The 14,886-nt window shown below is 61.4% G+C and carries 12 protein-coding genes; all 12 read left to right on the top strand.

Annotated features, from left to right (window positions below; translation table 11 throughout):
* The first annotated feature begins 466 nt into the window (after positions 1–466).
* Positions 467–805, top strand: coding sequence for a hypothetical protein (locus EFD55_RS21755; protein ID WP_125847237.1), 339 nt, complete (start codon positions 467–469; stop codon positions 803–805).
* A gap of 138 nt (positions 806–943) precedes the next feature.
* Complete coding sequence (locus EFD55_RS21750; protein ID WP_125847235.1) at positions 944–1,150, top strand: hypothetical protein; 207 nt, start codon at positions 944–946, stop codon at positions 1,148–1,150.
* Positions 1,151–1,305: 155 nt separating this feature from the next.
* The gene (locus tag EFD55_RS21745; protein WP_125847233.1) at positions 1,306–2,112 is read left to right on the top strand and encodes a pseudouridine synthase; all 807 of its coding nucleotides are present in this window, start codon (positions 1,306–1,308) and stop codon (positions 2,110–2,112) included.
* Between the two features lie 14 nt (positions 2,113–2,126).
* Positions 2,127–2,825 carry a phosphoribosyltransferase gene (locus EFD55_RS21740; protein WP_376774102.1) on the top strand — a complete coding sequence of 233 codons (699 nt, stop codon included), beginning with the start codon at positions 2,127–2,129 and terminating at the stop codon, positions 2,823–2,825.
* A gap of 89 nt (positions 2,826–2,914) precedes the next feature.
* A complete protein-coding gene (locus EFD55_RS21735; RefSeq protein ID WP_125847229.1) occupies positions 2,915–4,657 on the top strand; it encodes an SLC13 family permease in 1,743 nt (580 codons plus the stop codon).
* 86 nt (positions 4,658–4,743) lie between these two features.
* Positions 4,744–5,688 (top strand): phosphoribosylaminoimidazolesuccinocarboxamide synthase, encoded by a 945-nt coding sequence (locus EFD55_RS21730; protein WP_125847228.1) that lies wholly within the window; start codon positions 4,744–4,746, stop codon positions 5,686–5,688.
* A 206-nt stretch (positions 5,689–5,894) separates the two neighbouring features.
* Positions 5,895–6,497: a TetR/AcrR family transcriptional regulator gene (locus tag EFD55_RS21725; RefSeq protein WP_125847226.1), complete on the top strand. Its 603-nt coding sequence runs from the start codon at positions 5,895–5,897 to the stop codon at positions 6,495–6,497.
* Positions 6,498–6,652: 155 nt separating this feature from the next.
* Positions 6,653–7,858: an efflux RND transporter periplasmic adaptor subunit gene (locus EFD55_RS21720; protein ID WP_125847224.1), complete on the top strand. Its 1,206-nt coding sequence runs from the start codon at positions 6,653–6,655 to the stop codon at positions 7,856–7,858.
* Between the two features lie 49 nt (positions 7,859–7,907).
* Positions 7,908–11,018: an efflux RND transporter permease subunit gene (locus tag EFD55_RS21715; protein WP_125847222.1), complete on the top strand. Its 3,111-nt coding sequence runs from the start codon at positions 7,908–7,910 to the stop codon at positions 11,016–11,018.
* A 148-nt stretch (positions 11,019–11,166) separates the two neighbouring features.
* On the top strand, positions 11,167–12,606 hold the full coding sequence (locus tag EFD55_RS21710; RefSeq protein ID WP_125847220.1) for an efflux transporter outer membrane subunit: 1,440 nt from the start codon (positions 11,167–11,169) through the stop codon (positions 12,604–12,606).
* A 163-nt stretch (positions 12,607–12,769) separates the two neighbouring features.
* Entirely contained in the window at positions 12,770–13,813 is a 1,044-nt protein-coding gene (locus EFD55_RS21705; RefSeq protein WP_125847218.1) for a LacI family DNA-binding transcriptional regulator, read from the top strand.
* Position 13,814: 1 nt separating this feature from the next.
* On the top strand, positions 13,815–14,837 hold the full coding sequence (locus tag EFD55_RS21700; protein WP_125847216.1) for an ABC transporter substrate-binding protein: 1,023 nt from the start codon (positions 13,815–13,817) through the stop codon (positions 14,835–14,837).
* The last annotated feature ends 49 nt before the right edge of the window (positions 14,838–14,886 follow it).

Raw genomic sequence — 14,886 nt, 5'->3', positions numbered from 1 at the left:
CCGCTCCAAACTCGCGTCCAGAACACAAACCAGCATCAGCCAATCCGCTTGAGTTTCTTTAGAACGAAAGACTTCGTCGCCAGCAGCGCCGCCGCCCTCGTTCAGTGAGTGGGCTTATAGAACTAACCCTCCCAAACAGTCAACACACCAAAACAAAGTTTTTTGACATTTTTGTAACAGGTTGATTCGGCAAGGATTTTTGGCGCTCGCCGTTATCCACAGGCTGCCTTTTCGGGTCGGAGTCCCGAAAATTCCTTTATCAGCCGGTCAAAAATTCATCGAAACCGCATCCTCAGCGGCCGAAAGGTGCCTAAAAAACAGCGCCTTGAGCGAATTTATGGTTAATGAAGGATTAAATCGCTTCCGACCGGCGCGCTTTAAATTTCCGTCACAAATCAACGGCCCGCATTTCGGAACCTATCACCGTTTGAGGTGTTGTCTCTCCCATTGAAGAAAGGAGACCGACATGGCTGCCAATACCGAAGACATCAGAGCATCTGTGAGCAAGGACATTGCCGCGCTTCAGCAGGAAGTATCGCGCCTGCAGAAGATGATTTCCGCTCAGGGCGCCGAAGCCTATTACGAGGTGCGCGGCCGCGCCGGCAAGGCCTACGAGGATGCCCTGCCCCGCGCAAAGAACGCCGTCGCCCAGATAAAGGCCGAAGGGGCTGCCGCCGCGGGTGCTGCCCGCGAGCACGCGGCAGCGACGACGACTGCGCTGGCGCTTGCAGGCGCGATCGGGTTCCTCGCCGGATATCTGCTTTCCGGCGCTTCGCAGCCCCAGCCCCGCCATTGGTGGCGCTGAACGCCAAATCCATCCAGAACCAGCTTTTTTACGCACCCGCCGATCCATTTTTCGGCAGGGTGCGTAAATGCTTATGTCTCAGAAAAACCAATTTTTAATGCAAGTGGTGGGAATATAAAAAACGAAGGGAGGACTACAATGGATAACAAGAGGGCCAACTGCATCATTGAAGTCAGCGTCGACGGCGCCAACGGCCGTTACGCGGTCGGTATCATGAATATGCGTCAGGCACTCGAACTGCCGGAAATGCCGAGCCTGTCTTATACACATCCCGACCCCGACAAGGCCGCTGCCGGTATCGTCGTCAGCCGCAAGGAACTGGCCGGCTTCATGGCCTGCCGCTAAGGCAGGGCAACCTCTATCATGCCTGACGGCGCTTTTCCTCGAAGCGCTGACGTTCGGTTGCGGCATCCGCTATCCCCCCGGTTTTTTCTTACCTTGCTGGAATCCTCGCGCTGTTCGTGCCAAGAGATGGCATCGAGACAGGACAAGGACGGCAGATGAGAGAGCGGCGGCCACCGCACAAAACGCGCGCGCGGACAAAGTCCGCTGACGATGCCGCGGCCAAGCGGGTCACCCTTCCCCGCGCCCTTTCCAAGCTCGGCTATTGCTCCCGCACTCAGGCCGAACGGCTGATCGCCGAAAGCCGCGTCGCCGTTGACGGCCGCATCATCAGCGATGCCTCTGCATGGGTCGATCTTGCCACGGCAAAGATCAGCGTCGACGGCCTCGTCGTCGTCGCCGAGACGAAAATATACCTGATGCTCAACAAGCCGCGTGGTCTCGTCACCACGCGCCACGATCCCGAAGGCAGGCCAACGGTCTATGATTGCCTCAGGGAATTCGACATTCCGCATCTCTCCCCAGTCGGCCGGCTCGACAAGGCGAGCGAGGGCCTGCTGCTTTTCACCAACGACACGAAATTTGCCCAGATCCTGCTCGATCCGGTCACGCATGTAACGAAGACCTATCATGTCCAGATCGACCGCATCATGGACGATGAGGCATTTGCCGCCATGACGTCAGGCATCCGCCACGACGGCGAATTGCTGACGGCAACCGCCGCGCGGCGCCTGCGCCAGGGCGACAGGAACTCATGGATCGAGGTCGAGCTCGACGAAGGCCGCAACCGCCAGATCCGCCGCATGCTGGAGGCGCTCGGGACCGAGTGCCTGCGCCTCGTGCGCGTCGCGATCGGCGAGTTGGAACTCGGCGAATTGCCGAAAGGCGCCGTACGCACGTTGAGCGACGCGGAATTGCAGGCGCTGCGCCGCCGCGCCGGCATGGAAAGGATGAGGCGCAATTGACCGGCGTCCCGGACATCGCACCACACGACTTCTGGCAGGAAATTCACCCGCCTGGCACCTTTGTCGACGCGGGAGAGTTCACCTCCTTCTATGTCGCCACGCTGGAAGACGGCCGCCAGCTTCGCCTGCCGATCCGGGTGCTTGATGATGGCGATCATGCCCTCGCGTCGCTGATCGTCAATCAGGCGAGCTTCGCCGTCCTCGATGCACTGGCGGAAAGCCTCGCCGAAAAGATCAGGCCGATGCACGCCGATATCGTCGCCGGCCTGCCGACGCTCGGCCTGACGCTCGCCGCCGCCGTTGCGCAAAAGCTTGGCCACGGCCGCTTCGTTCCGCTCGGCACCTCGCGCAAATTCTGGTACCGCGACGAACTCTCCGTCGCTCTGTCCTCGATCACCACGCCGACGCAGCAGAAGCGCCTCTACATCGATCCACGCATGCTGCCGCTGCTTGAGGGACGGCGCGTCGCGCTGATCGACGACGTCATTTCCAGCGGCGCCTCGATCGTTGCGGGCCTTGATCTGCTGACGGCTTGCGGTATCGAGCCGGTCGTCATCGGTGCCGCCATGTTGCAATCGAAGCGCTGGCGCGAAAGGCTGGCGGCCGCCGGGCCGCAATGGATGGCACGCACCGTCGGCGTCTTCGCAACGCCCATGCTGGAGCGGAATGCCGCAGGCCGGTGGCAGGCGCCAGGAAGTTCAAGCAGGACGTGAGGATTGTTCAATCTTTGCGGACCGGCGCTCTGTACAGCAGATGAAGAACGGCTACAGTCCGCCTGATCGATGAACCACCGGATCCGCCCATGTCGTTCGAGCAAGCATCCCTGCTGATCCTTCTGCTGGCGATGCTCATCCTCTTTTCGCTCGATCGTTTCCGCATCGAAGTCGTCTCGATCGCCGGCCTGCTTGCCGGCCACGCGCTCGGTCTTTATCCGGCCGACCAGATTTTCACGGGCTTCGCCAGTCCCGTCGTCATCACCGTTGTCGAGATCCTGCTGATCGTCCAGGTGCTGGCGCGCGCCAGGCTTTTCGACAGTCTGGCGGCCCGTTTCGCGGCCGCAAGGCCCTCGGACTTCAAGGTCATCGCCTGCACATCCTCGCTTGCCGGCTTCATTTCGATCTTCATGAACAATATCGGCGCCTTCGCGATCACCCTGCCGGTGGCCCTCAGGCTCGGCACGGCGCTCATGATCCCTCGCCGCCAGCTCGTTATGCCGGTCTCATTCGCGGCCCTGCTCGGCGGCCTTGTCTCGCTGATCGGCACGCCGGCCAATCTTCTCGTCAGCGATGCGCTCGCCAAGGCGACCGGTGCAGGCTTTCACTTTTTCGATTTCGCCTATGTCGGCCTGCCGGTCGCAGTCGCCGGCATTCTGCTCGTCACCCTTCGTATACAGCGTCTGTTTCCGGAACCGGACGAAGCCCCTCCAACGGTTTCATCGGCTGTGCGCCGCATCGTCGTCGAGCGTCGCGTCCCTCATGTCTCGCCGCTGATCGGCGTACGGCTTTCCGAGTGTCCGTCGCGTTTCGGCGTCAAGCCGCACGCGCTGATCCGCAGCGACAATTTTGTCTTCGGTCCGCTCGACCAGTCGGCGATCGAACCGGGAGATGTACTGCTTGCCGAAGGCGCGGACGCGGTCTTTGCCGGCCTTGCCGCCGCGCAGGCGCTGATCGCCGATGACCATCCGCATGGCCTACACCCGGATTTTACCCGTGTCGAAAGCGTCGTCATGCCGGAAAGCACGCTTGTGGGTTCACGCATCCGCTCGCTCGAAGTCTTTCACAACCGCGGCGTCCTGGTCACCGCTCTTTCCATGCGCGCACCGCGCATCGAGGGCCGCTTTATCGATCTGCAGCTGTCGATCGGCGATATATTGACGCTGGAAGGCCCCCGCATGGCGATTACCGAAGCGCTGGAGGAAAGCGAGTGCTTGCCGCTTGCTCCAACAGTCCCGGCCGAACCTGCCCTCTTCTCGTGGCAGCCTTTCGCACTCTTTGCCTGCGGCGTCGCCGCCTCCGCGGCCGGTTTGCGCCCCGATATCGCCTTTGCCTGCGTCGTGCTCGTGCTCGCCTTGCTCAATCATCTGAACATCCGCCAGGCAATGGCCGATCTCAATTGGCCGATCATCATCATGCTCGCGGCCATGATTCCGATCGGCCAGGCGGTGGCGACCACCGGAGCGGCCGAAACCATTGCCGGCTGGCTGAGCTTGGTCGTGCCGATCGCCCATCCGCTCATCGGCATCGCCCTCATCCTCTTCCTCGCGATGGCGCTGACGCCCTTCGTCAACAACGCGACGGTCGCGATCGTCCTGAGCCCGATCGCGCTGGAATTCGCAAGAGCCGGCCAGCATGCGCCGAACGCCTATCTGATTGCCGTCGCCGCCGGCGCCTCGCTCGATTTCCTGACACCCTTCGGTCATCACAACAACACGCTGGCGATGGGCATCGGCGGCTACCGCTTCGCTGACTTCCTGCGCGCCGGCTGGCCGCTTGCCGTTACAAGTTATGGTCTCGCTCTGTTTCTCCTGGCTCTCTTCTGGCTGTGATGCGATATTCGGGGTTCTGCTTGACTTCGCCGGCAATGGAACTAGAGCAGGAAACCTTCACCCAATCATAAGGACAGTCGAGCGTCGTGCGAATCCTCTCCGAAGCCCATTTCCCGGAATTGCCGAACTATTATCGCGGCAAGGTGCGCGAGAATTACGACCTTCCGGACGGGAGCCGCATCATCATCAGCACCGACCGGCTGAGCGCTTTCGACCGTATCCTCACCTGCATTCCCTATAAGGGCCAGGTGCTGACGCAGACGGCGCGCTACTGGTTCGAGGCGACGAAGGATATCTGCCCGAACCACGTTCTGGGTTATCCCGATGCGAATGTCGTCATCGGAAAGCGGCTCGACATCCTGCCGGTCGAGATCGTCGTGCGCGGTTATCTCGCCGGCACCACCGGCACCTCGATCCTGACGCTCTACAAGAAGGGCGAGCGGGAGATGTACGGCATGCGGCTGCCCGACGGCATGCGCGACAACCAGATCCTGCCCGAACCCGTCATCACGCCGACCAGCAAGGAATTCGACGGCGGTCATGACGAGCCGCTGACACCTGCCGAAATCGTCACGCGCGGCCTTCTGACAGGGCAGCAATGGGAGACCCTGTCGCGATACGCGCTTGCCCTTTTTGCCCGCGGCCAGGAGATGGCGGCGAAGCAGGGCCTGATCCTCGTCGACACCAAGTATGAATTCGGCACCGATGGCGACGGCAATATCATCCTTGCCGACGAGATCCACACGCCCGACAGCAGCCGCTACTGGCTTGCCGAAAGCTATCCCGCAAGCTTTGCCGCCGGCAAACGCCCGGAAAGTTTCGACAAGGATTTCGTCCGCGCCTGGGTGGCGGAGCGCTGCGATCCCTATAAGGACGAAATCCCCGAAATCCCGGTCGAACTGATCGAGCAGACCTCGGCCGTCTACATCAGGGCTTACGAGGCGATCACCGGCACCCGGTTTGTTCCCGACGACAGCGGCGAGACGCCACTTGCCCGTATCCGAAACAATCTCGCTCGCTACTTCCCCTGATGGCGATGCATGAAAGCGCCGAGCCGATCACCGGCTTGCGGCGTTTCGCCCGATCGCAATAGAGCGGCGCGCGTCCGGCAGACGCGCTAGGACACTCTATCACTTTGAATTGGCGCATAATCCTTTCCGAAAATCGATTCCGGTTTTCGGGCTTATGCGCTAGCATCAACCCAAAAGGGGATCGGGCTCGGCCCGGCGGGGGACAGATGGCGAGAAGGCCGAGACGCAAGGCCGAGGAAACGCGGGAAGACATTCTCTCCATGGCGGAGATGCTGTTTCGCGAGCGCGGTTTCGTTGCGGTTTCCATCGCCGATATCGCGGCTGCGCTCCACATGTCGCCCGCCAACGTTTTCAAGCATTTCCGTTCCAAAGTCGCACTGGTCGATGCGATCGCCGGGCGCCATCTCGACAACGCCACCGAACGTTTCGCCGCCTTCGACCAGGACCTGCCGCCCAAGGAGCAGCTGCTCCGCTTCGTCCTGCGCCTGCTGGAAAGCCATCTGCAGGACATCCAGAAGAACCCTTACCTCTTCGAAATGGTGCTTTCGACCATCGAGGCCAAACTCGAGGCCGGCAATCGCTATCGTGCCCGAATCGAGGAGAAGCTCGGCGAGATCATCCGCACGGGCATGGCAGAGGGATGTTATCATTGCAGCAATCCCGAGCGCGCAGCACATACCGTTGCCGACGTGCTCGCCTGCGTGCTGCATCCCATCCTCATTGCCCGCGACGACAAGGACACGCTCGTGCACCGCGCCGAAGAAATCGTGTGCCTGGTTGATGCCGCACTGCAAAATAAAGCTTGCTAAGTGACGGTTGCTGACTTACGTCACTTCGTAAAGCTTTTCTTAAATTCGGATCGTGGCATTTGAGGCCAAATCAATCCTGACGCTTATATAAGCCTGCGCTCGGCCCTGCCGAGCCCGTGGATCGAACGGCGATTGCCAACGCACAGGGATTCAGAATGATACGGCGTGCCCTCCTCATCTCCTCGGCCCTGGTGGTCGGCGCATTGCTTGGCGCCTGCAGCGACAACGCCGGCAAGCCTGCCGGCAACGCGGGCGCGGCGCAGCAGGCGGCCCCGGTCGGCGTGATCACGCTGAAGAAAGATAATTTCCCGATCACGACGATCCTTCCCGGCCGCGCCGAAACCTTCCAGACGGCCGACATCCGGCCGCAGGTGAGCGGCCTCATCCGCGAGATCGCCTTCAAGGAAGGCGGCGAGATCAAGAAGGGCGACCTTCTCTATCAGATCGAGGATGCGCCCTATATCGCTGCCGTCGAGCAGGCCAAGGCGGCAATCTCCAAGGCCGAGGCGAGCGTGCCGAGCGCTGAAAGCAATCTCGAACGATACCAGCGCCTCGTCGGCAGCGGCGCGACCCAGATCGAATTCGAAACGGCCAAGACGACACTGCTTCAGGCGAAGGCCGAAGTCGAATCGACAAAGGCAGCGCTTTCCGCCGCACAGATCGACCTCGACCATACGAGGATCATCGCCCCCTTCGACGGCGTTATCGACCAGACCGTCTATAATGTCGGCAACGTCGTCTCGGCCAACCAGTCGACGGCGCTGACGACGATCCGCCAGCTCGATCCGATCTATATCTCGCTGACCGAATCGAGCACCAATCTCCTCAAGCTGCGCGATGCGATGACTGCAGGCAACATCAAAGGCGCAGACAATGTCCCCTTCCACCTGATCCTGGAAGACGGCAAGGAATACAATCAGCAGGGCAAGCTCGACATGTCGAAGCAGGTGGTCAGTGAGACCACAGGCACCTTCATCATCCGCGTGCTCTTTCCCAATCCGGACCGTATCGTCCTGCCCGGCATGTATGTCCGCGCAACGGTCGAGCTTGGCGCCGAGGCTGGCTATGCGTTGCCGCAGCTGGCGACGAGCCGCGATGCCAACGGCCGGCTGACGGCGCAATTCGTGTCCGCCGACGGCAAGGTCGAAACCCGCGCCTTCGAGAACAGCTCGCCCTCCAACAATTCCTGGCTCGTGACCGAAGGCATCAAGGACGGCGATCAGTTGATCGTCAGCGGCCTGCAGTCGATCACATCAGGCATGCCGGTGAAGCCGGTTCCGATGAAGATCAATGACAACGGCGTGGTCGTGCCTGCCGAGCAGCCCGCGGCCGGTGACGGTGGGAAGCCCGCAGCGAAGTAATCGCTGAAGGCCCCGCATCGTTACCGTCTCAGCCGCACAGGAACAACCGATGGCCAAGTTTTTCATCCGACGTCCGATTTTCGCCTGGGTCATTGCGATCACCATCATGCTCGCCGGGCTCTTGGCGATCTTCACGCTGTCAATCTCGCAATATCCCGACATCGCGCCGACGACGGTCCGCATCAATGCCACCTATCGCGGCGCCAGCGCCGAGACGGTCGAGAAATCGGTCACGACGATCATCGAGGACGGCATGACCGGCCTTGACGACCTCACCTACATGACCTCGACCTCGTCAACCGGTTCAGCCAGCATCCAGCTCACCTTCGGAACGAGCGTCGATCCCGACATCGCCCAGGTGCAGGTGCAGAACAAGCTGCAGCTGGTACAGTCGCAGCTTCCAGGCGACGTCATCGATGCCGGCATCAGCGTGACGCGCTCGACCTCGAGCATCCTTCTCGTCGGCTCGCTGGTTTCAACCGACGGCAAGCGCAATTCGGTCGACCTCGGCAACATCATGTCGACCTCGATCGAGGATCAGATCCAGCGCCTGGAAGGCGTCGGCAGCATCAATGTCTTCGGCTCGGGATATGCCATGCGCGTCTGGCTCGATCCCTACAAGCTCCTGAAATACCAGCTGACCCCGAGCGACGTCACATCGGCGATCCAGGCGCAGAACACCCAGGTCTCCGTCGGCTCACTCGGGGCTCAGCCGACGATTCCCGGCCAGCAGATCAACGTCACCATCACCGCGCAAAGCCAGCTGACCACCGTCGCCGACTTCGAGCACATTATTCTGAAGGTCGAAAAAGACGGTGCGACAGTCCGCCTGAGCGACGTCTCGCGCATCGAGATCGGCCAGGAAAGCTACGGCGGCAGTTCACGCTACAACAGCCAGCCGTCGACCGGCTTCGCCGTCAATCTGGCGATCGGCGCCAACGCCATCGATACAGCCACCCGCGTGCGCTCCGCGCTTGAAGTCATCGGCCGCGGCCTGCCGGCGGGCGTCGAGATCACCTATCCCTACGACACGACGCCGTTCGTGGAACTGTCGATCGAGAAGGTCGTACATACGCTGATCGAGGCGATCGTCCTCGTCTTCGTGGTGCTGCTCGTCTTCCTGCAGAATCTGCGCGCAACGCTGATCCCGACGATCGCCGTTCCCGTGGTGTTGCTCGGCACTTTCGGAGTGCTCGCCATCACCGGCTACTCGATCAATACGTTGACGATGTTCGCCATGGTGCTGGCAATTGGCCTTCTCGTCGACGACGCGATCGTCGTCGTCGAAAACGTCGAGCGCATCATGTCCGAGGAAAAGCTGTCGCCGCTGGAGGCGACGGAAAAATCGATGGGCGAAATCACCGGCGCGATCGTCGGGATCGCGCTCGTGCTGACCGCCGTCTTCATTCCGATGGCTTTCTTCGGCGGTTCGACCGGCATCATCTATCGCCAGTTTTCGATCACCATCGTCTCGGCGATGCTGCTGTCGGCACTCGTCGCCATCGTGCTGACGCCCGCACTTTGCGCCAGCATGCTGAAACCGGTCAGCGAGCACAGGAAGCATCGCGTAGGCGACTGGTTCAATCGCAACTTCACGCGCTCGACCAAGGGCTATGTCAGGGCCATCGGCTATCTGCTGCAGCGTCCGATCCGCGTCATGCTGGTCTTTCTCCTCGTCGGTGCCGGCTGTGCCTATCTCTTCACCCGCTTGCCGAGCTCCTTCCTGCCGCAGGAAGACCAGGGCGTGCTGCTGACCATCGTCACCACGCCGCCGGGCTCGACCACCCAGCAGACCCAGGCGGTCGTCGAGAAAGTGGAGAAATATTATCGCGAGAATGAAAAGGACGCCGTCGAGTCCGTGTTCGGCGCGCTGGGCTTCGGCTTCAACGGTTCCGGCCAGAACAGCGCCATCGTCTTCACCAAGCTCAAGGATTTCTCAAAGCGCACCGATCCGCAGCTGAGCGCCCAATCGGTCGTCAACCGCGCGCTGCGCAGCTTCTTTGCGATGCGCGAAGCGCAAGTCTTCGCGCTCCTGCCGCCGGCGATCCAGGGTCTCGGCGTGTCGAGCGGCTTCTCCATGTATCTCGTCGACACCGGCGGCCATGGCAACGATGCGCTGACGGCGGCTTCCAAGCGGCTGATCCAGATGGGCAATACATCAGGCAAGATCGTGGCGCTGCGCAGCAGCAGCAAGGAAGTCGAGCCGCAGATGCGCATCGTGCTCGACCAGGAAAAGATCGGCGCCATGGGCGTCGATATCGCCTCGGTGAATTCGATGCTGTCGATCATCTTCACCGGCCGTGACGTCAACGACTTCACGCTGAACGGCGAGATCAAGCCGGTCTACGTCCAGGGCGATGCGCCCTTCCGCATGCAGCCTGATGATCTTGACCACTGGTATGCCCGCAACGCCACCGGCGAAATGGTGCCCTTCTCCGCCTTCACCAAAACCGAATGGGTGAAGGGCGCGCCTTCGCTTGCCCGCTTCAACGCCGTCAGCGCGATCCCGCTCGACGGCGCCTCCGCACCCGGCGTTTCCTCCGGCGATGCGATGAACGAGATGGAAGCGCTGACCGAGCAACTGGGCGGCGGCTACACGGTCGCCTGGCAGGGCATCTCCTATCAGGAGCGCCTTTCCGGTTCGCAGGCGCCGATGCTCTACGCGATCTCGGTTCTCGTTGTCTTCCTCTGCCTGGCAGCGCTTTACGAAAGCTGGTCGATCCCCTTCTCGGTGATCATGGCGGTGCCCGTCGGCATTCTCGGCGCGCTGACGGCGGCAACGTTTTTCGGCCAGGCGAACGACGTCTATTTCAAGGTGGGCTTGCTTACCACGATCGGGCTGGCGGCGAAGAACGCGATCCTGATCGTCGAATTCGCCAAGGACCGCATGGAAAGCGGCATGGGGCTCTACGAAGCAACGCTGGAAGCGGCGCGATTGCGCCTGCGGCCGATCATCATGACTTCGCTTGCGTTTATTCTCGGCGTCGTGCCGCTGGCGATCGCGACGGGCGCGGGCTCGGCGGCGCAGAATGCCATCGGCATTGGCGTTCTCGGCGGCATGCTGTCGGCGACGATGCTGGGAATTTTCTTCGTGCCGTCGTTTTTCGTCGTCATCCGACGCATCTTTGCCACACGCGGCAAAAATGCGGCAGGAGTGTGATATAAATGCACTGTGATAATGCTGTTCTCGTTGCTACATTGCGCCCGACTGCTTCGGTGTGTGTTTTTGTGGGACGAGGCGCGGCGGCCGATTGTGAAGCATGAAGCTTCGGACAAGAATTGACTTGCTCGAGTACAGGATGAAATGAATGGTATCTCTTCGTTTTGCCACACCGGCATTATTGTTATTGTTGTCGGGCTGCGTCGTAGGCCCTGATCATGTTCCTCCTGAAATGCCATTGCCCGCCAAATTTGGAGAGGGTGGGACCAAGAGTGATGGCGATGTTGCTACTGCCGCATGGTGGACCGCCTTCAAGGATTCAAGACTGAACGGCTACGTCAAGGCCGGCCTCGATCAGAACCTGACAGTTCAGCAGGCGATCGAAAGAATCAATGCAGCTTCCGCAAACGTCACCACCGCCGGCGCCGGCGGCCTGCCGAGCCTGACGGTCGGCGGCTCGCACACGGTCAGCGGCCAGAGGGGCGAGCTGCGCACGCAGCTCGACACGCGCAACACCAGTGCCGGCGACGTCCAGCTGAGCTGGCTGCTCGATCTCTTCGGGCTCTACAAGCGCAACACGGAGAGCGCGCTTGCTTCGCTCGATTCTGCTTACGCATCGGCTGACGTTGCCAGGCTGACCCTCGTACAGGACCTTGTCTCGAGCTATATCGACGTTCGCTTCTATCAGCAGCGCCTGGCGCTTTCGAAGGCCAACCTGAAGTCTCGCCAGGAAACCTACGAACTGACCAAGTTCCAGCTTGAAGCTGGCGCTGCTTCGCGTCTTGACGTCGTTCAGGCCGAAGGTCTCGTCCAGTCGACGCTCGCCGAAATTCCCGGCCTCGAAACCAATATCCGCATATCAGCCCATCACATCGCCACGCTGCTCGGCCTGCCGGCTTCGGCTCTTGTCGATGAATTGCTGAAGGGCTCCGGTCAGCCGGTATTCCGCGGCGGCATCACCTCCGGCATCCCGGCCGATCTGATCCGCAATCGTCCGGACATCCGCGTCGCGGAACGTGATCTTGCTGCAGCAACGGCCAATATCGGCGTTGCCCAGGCACAGCTTTATCCGAGCATCTCGCTTAGCGGCTCGATCTCGCCGTCCTACATCAACCAGCGTGGCATCCATGGCGGCCTGACGCCCTGGTCCTTCGGCCCGACGCTCAACCTGCCGATCTTCGATGGTGGCCGCCTTCGCGCCAACGTCAAGTCGGCACAGTCCAATGCCGCGACCGCCTATCTGAACTGGAAGTCGACGGTGCTGACTGCGGTCGAGCAGGTCGAAAACGCACTTTCGGCCGTCCGGCGTGACGCTCAAACGGTCGCGGCACTTCAGGCCCAGGTGAAGACCACGCAGGAAACGCTCGAACTTTCGACGGCGTCCTACAAGGACGGCGCCTCCTCGCTGCTCGACGTTCTCGACGCGCAGCGCCAGGTTTCGCTCGCCCAGGCAAGCCTTGCCCAGTCCGTCCAGCAGATGGCCAAGGACTATGTCTCGCTGAACATCGCGATCGGCGGCGGCTATGCTCCCGACGGCAAGATCGCTGCGCCAGTGAAGCCTGCGCCCGCAAAGCCCGCCAAGAGCTGATCGGCTTTGCCTTTCTGGAACATACAGAGCCCCGCGATCATCTCGCGGGGCTTTTTTCATACCGCTCCGCATTGGATAGTTGCGCACAAGAGGAATTTGGATTCGACAAGCGGTGGTGGCTGATATAAGCCTGATTAAACGATTAATCAAAACGCGCTAGATCATGGCTTCACCACGCCCGGGTCCGAACCTCAGCAAGATAGCGACGTCGCTCGGCGTCTCCGTCGCCACGGTTTCCAATGCGCTTTCCGGCAAGGGCCGGGTCTCCGGCCAGCTGGTCGAAAGAATCCGGGAACATGCCGCCGAATTGGGCTATGTCCCGAGCCAGGCCGGCCGGGCGCTCAGGACCGGCCGTAGCGGCGTTCTCGGCCTGGTCCTGCCCGATATCGCCAATCCGTTGTTTCCGAAGATCGCGCAGGCGATCGAATTCGCCGCCTCCGCCGCGGGTTACGGCGTGCTGATTGCCGATTCCCGCGGCGATGTCGCCACCCAGACCGAGGCGATCAATCGGCTGATCGAGCGCGGCGTCGACGGTATGGTCGTCATCCCCCGCCGCGCCACGCGCATTTCTTCCGCCGCCTGTCCGGTCGCCGTCATCGATACCCCCTCGACACCAGGCAATACCGTGGCCGCCGACCATTGGCAGGGCGGCCAAGCGATCGCCGAGCATCTCGCAGGGCTCGGCCACCGCCGCATCCTCATCATCGGCAACAATCAGGAATCCAACGTCCAGAACGATCGCGCCGGTGGCATCCGCTCCGGCATGCGCCCGGATATGCATTCCGAAACATTGTGGATCGAGAGGCTGGAGCAGAATATCGGCAGCGGCTGCCCGCTCGGCCTCGCCGAAAAAGTCAGGCAGGGCTTTACCGCCTTCGCAGCCCTGTCCGACCTGCAGGCGCTACGCGCGCTGACCGAGCTGCAGCAGGCCGGCATCACCGTCCCCGCGGATGTCAGCGTCACCGGCTTCGACGATCTCATCTGGTCGCCCGTCGTCACGCCGTCGCTGACGACGGTGCGGATGGACATGGACAGGATTGCCGGGATTGCCGTGTCAGCGCTGGTGGATACCATCAGAAGAAACAGCATCCGCGAGGGCATGCTCGTTACCGCAGAAACCGAGCGCGTCGCCATGCAGCTGATCGTCCGCCAATCATCCGGGCCTGCGAACCCGGCACCAAAAACCTCAGAGATGGAGAACATGTAAAATGAAAAAAATTCTCATCGCCTCGGTGGCGCTTGCCGCTCTATCCCCGCTCGGCGCAGCCGCGGCGGAGCGGACACTGACCATTTCCGTCTATGCCTTTGCCCAGGACGATTTCAAGACGCTGGTCTACGATCCCTTCGAAGCCCAATGCGGCTGCAAGCTGGTGGTCGAGACCGGCAACAGCGTCGAGCGCTTGGCCAAGATGGAGGCCAACAAGACCAGCCCCGTCGTCGATCTTGCCGCCGTTTCCATGGCCGATGCCTTGGCCGCATCGCGCGCCGGCCTGATCGACAAGATCGATACCGCCAAGCTCGCCAATTTCGCCAAGCTCTACGAGCTGGCCAGGGATCCGAATGGCGACGGCATGAGCGTCGGCTATACTTTCTATGCCACCTCGATCGCCTATCGCTCCGACAAGATGAAGATCGACTCCTGGGCCGATCTCCTGAAGCCGGAATATGTCGGCCACGTCGCCTTCCCTAATGTCACCACCAATCAAGGGCCGCCGGCCCTCTATATGCTCGGCCTGGCGCTCGGCAAGGACACGCCTGACCTGAAGGGCTCTATCGAGGCGGTAGGCGAGAAGAAGGACGACATCGTCACCTTCTACGAAAAATCCTCGCAGCTCGTGCAACTCATGCAGCAGGAGGAGATCTGGGCAGCACCGATCGGCCGCTTCTCCTGGGCTGGCTTCACCAAGCTCGACGTCCCCATTGCCTGGGCAACGCCGAAGGAGGGACAGACCGGTGGTATGAACGTGCTGGTGCTGACCAAGGGCTCCAAGAACCAGGATCTCGCCATGCAGTTCATGGATTTCTGGCTCTCGACCGAGATCCAGACCAAGCTCGCCGAAAAGCTGGTCGACAGCCCTGCCAATAGCGAGGTCAAGCTTTCCGAAGCCGCCGCCAACAACCTCACCTATGGCGAAGCAACGGCCAAGAGCCTCAAGCTGATCCCGTCTGCCATCGCCCTCGACAACCGCGCCGGCTGGCTGAAGACGTGGAACGAGAAGGTCGGCCAGTAAACGCCTCTTGAAAACCGGTCCCGGCGCCGGCCGGGACCTCCCTCCCCTC

The organism is Rhizobium pisi, assembly GCF_003938655.1.
GTDB lineage: Bacteria > Pseudomonadota > Alphaproteobacteria > Rhizobiales > Rhizobiaceae > Rhizobium > Rhizobium pisi.
This window is presented reverse-complemented; position numbering and strand designations above follow the sequence as displayed.

Excerpts from the sequence above, each read along its gene's own strand:
- EFD55_RS21755 (WP_125847237.1), top strand. The coding sequence starts at position 467 with ATGGCTGCCAATACCGAAGACATCAGAGCATCTGTGAGCAAGGACATT.
- EFD55_RS21750 (WP_125847235.1), top strand. The coding sequence starts at position 944 with ATGGATAACAAGAGGGCCAACTGCATCATTGAAGTCAGCGTCGACGGC.
- EFD55_RS21745 (WP_125847233.1), top strand. The coding sequence starts at position 1,306 with ATGAGAGAGCGGCGGCCACCGCACAAAACGCGCGCGCGGACAAAGTCC.
- EFD55_RS21735 (WP_125847229.1), top strand. The coding sequence starts at position 2,915 with ATGTCGTTCGAGCAAGCATCCCTGCTGATCCTTCTGCTGGCGATGCTC.
- EFD55_RS21725 (WP_125847226.1), top strand. The coding sequence starts at position 5,895 with ATGGCGAGAAGGCCGAGACGCAAGGCCGAGGAAACGCGGGAAGACATT.
- EFD55_RS21720 (WP_125847224.1), top strand. The coding sequence starts at position 6,653 with ATGATACGGCGTGCCCTCCTCATCTCCTCGGCCCTGGTGGTCGGCGCA.
- EFD55_RS21715 (WP_125847222.1), top strand. The coding sequence starts at position 7,908 with ATGGCCAAGTTTTTCATCCGACGTCCGATTTTCGCCTGGGTCATTGCG.
- EFD55_RS21710 (WP_125847220.1), top strand. The coding sequence starts at position 11,167 with ATGGTATCTCTTCGTTTTGCCACACCGGCATTATTGTTATTGTTGTCG.
- EFD55_RS21705 (WP_125847218.1), top strand. The coding sequence starts at position 12,770 with ATGGCTTCACCACGCCCGGGTCCGAACCTCAGCAAGATAGCGACGTCG.
- EFD55_RS21700 (WP_125847216.1), top strand. The coding sequence starts at position 13,815 with ATGAAAAAAATTCTCATCGCCTCGGTGGCGCTTGCCGCTCTATCCCCG.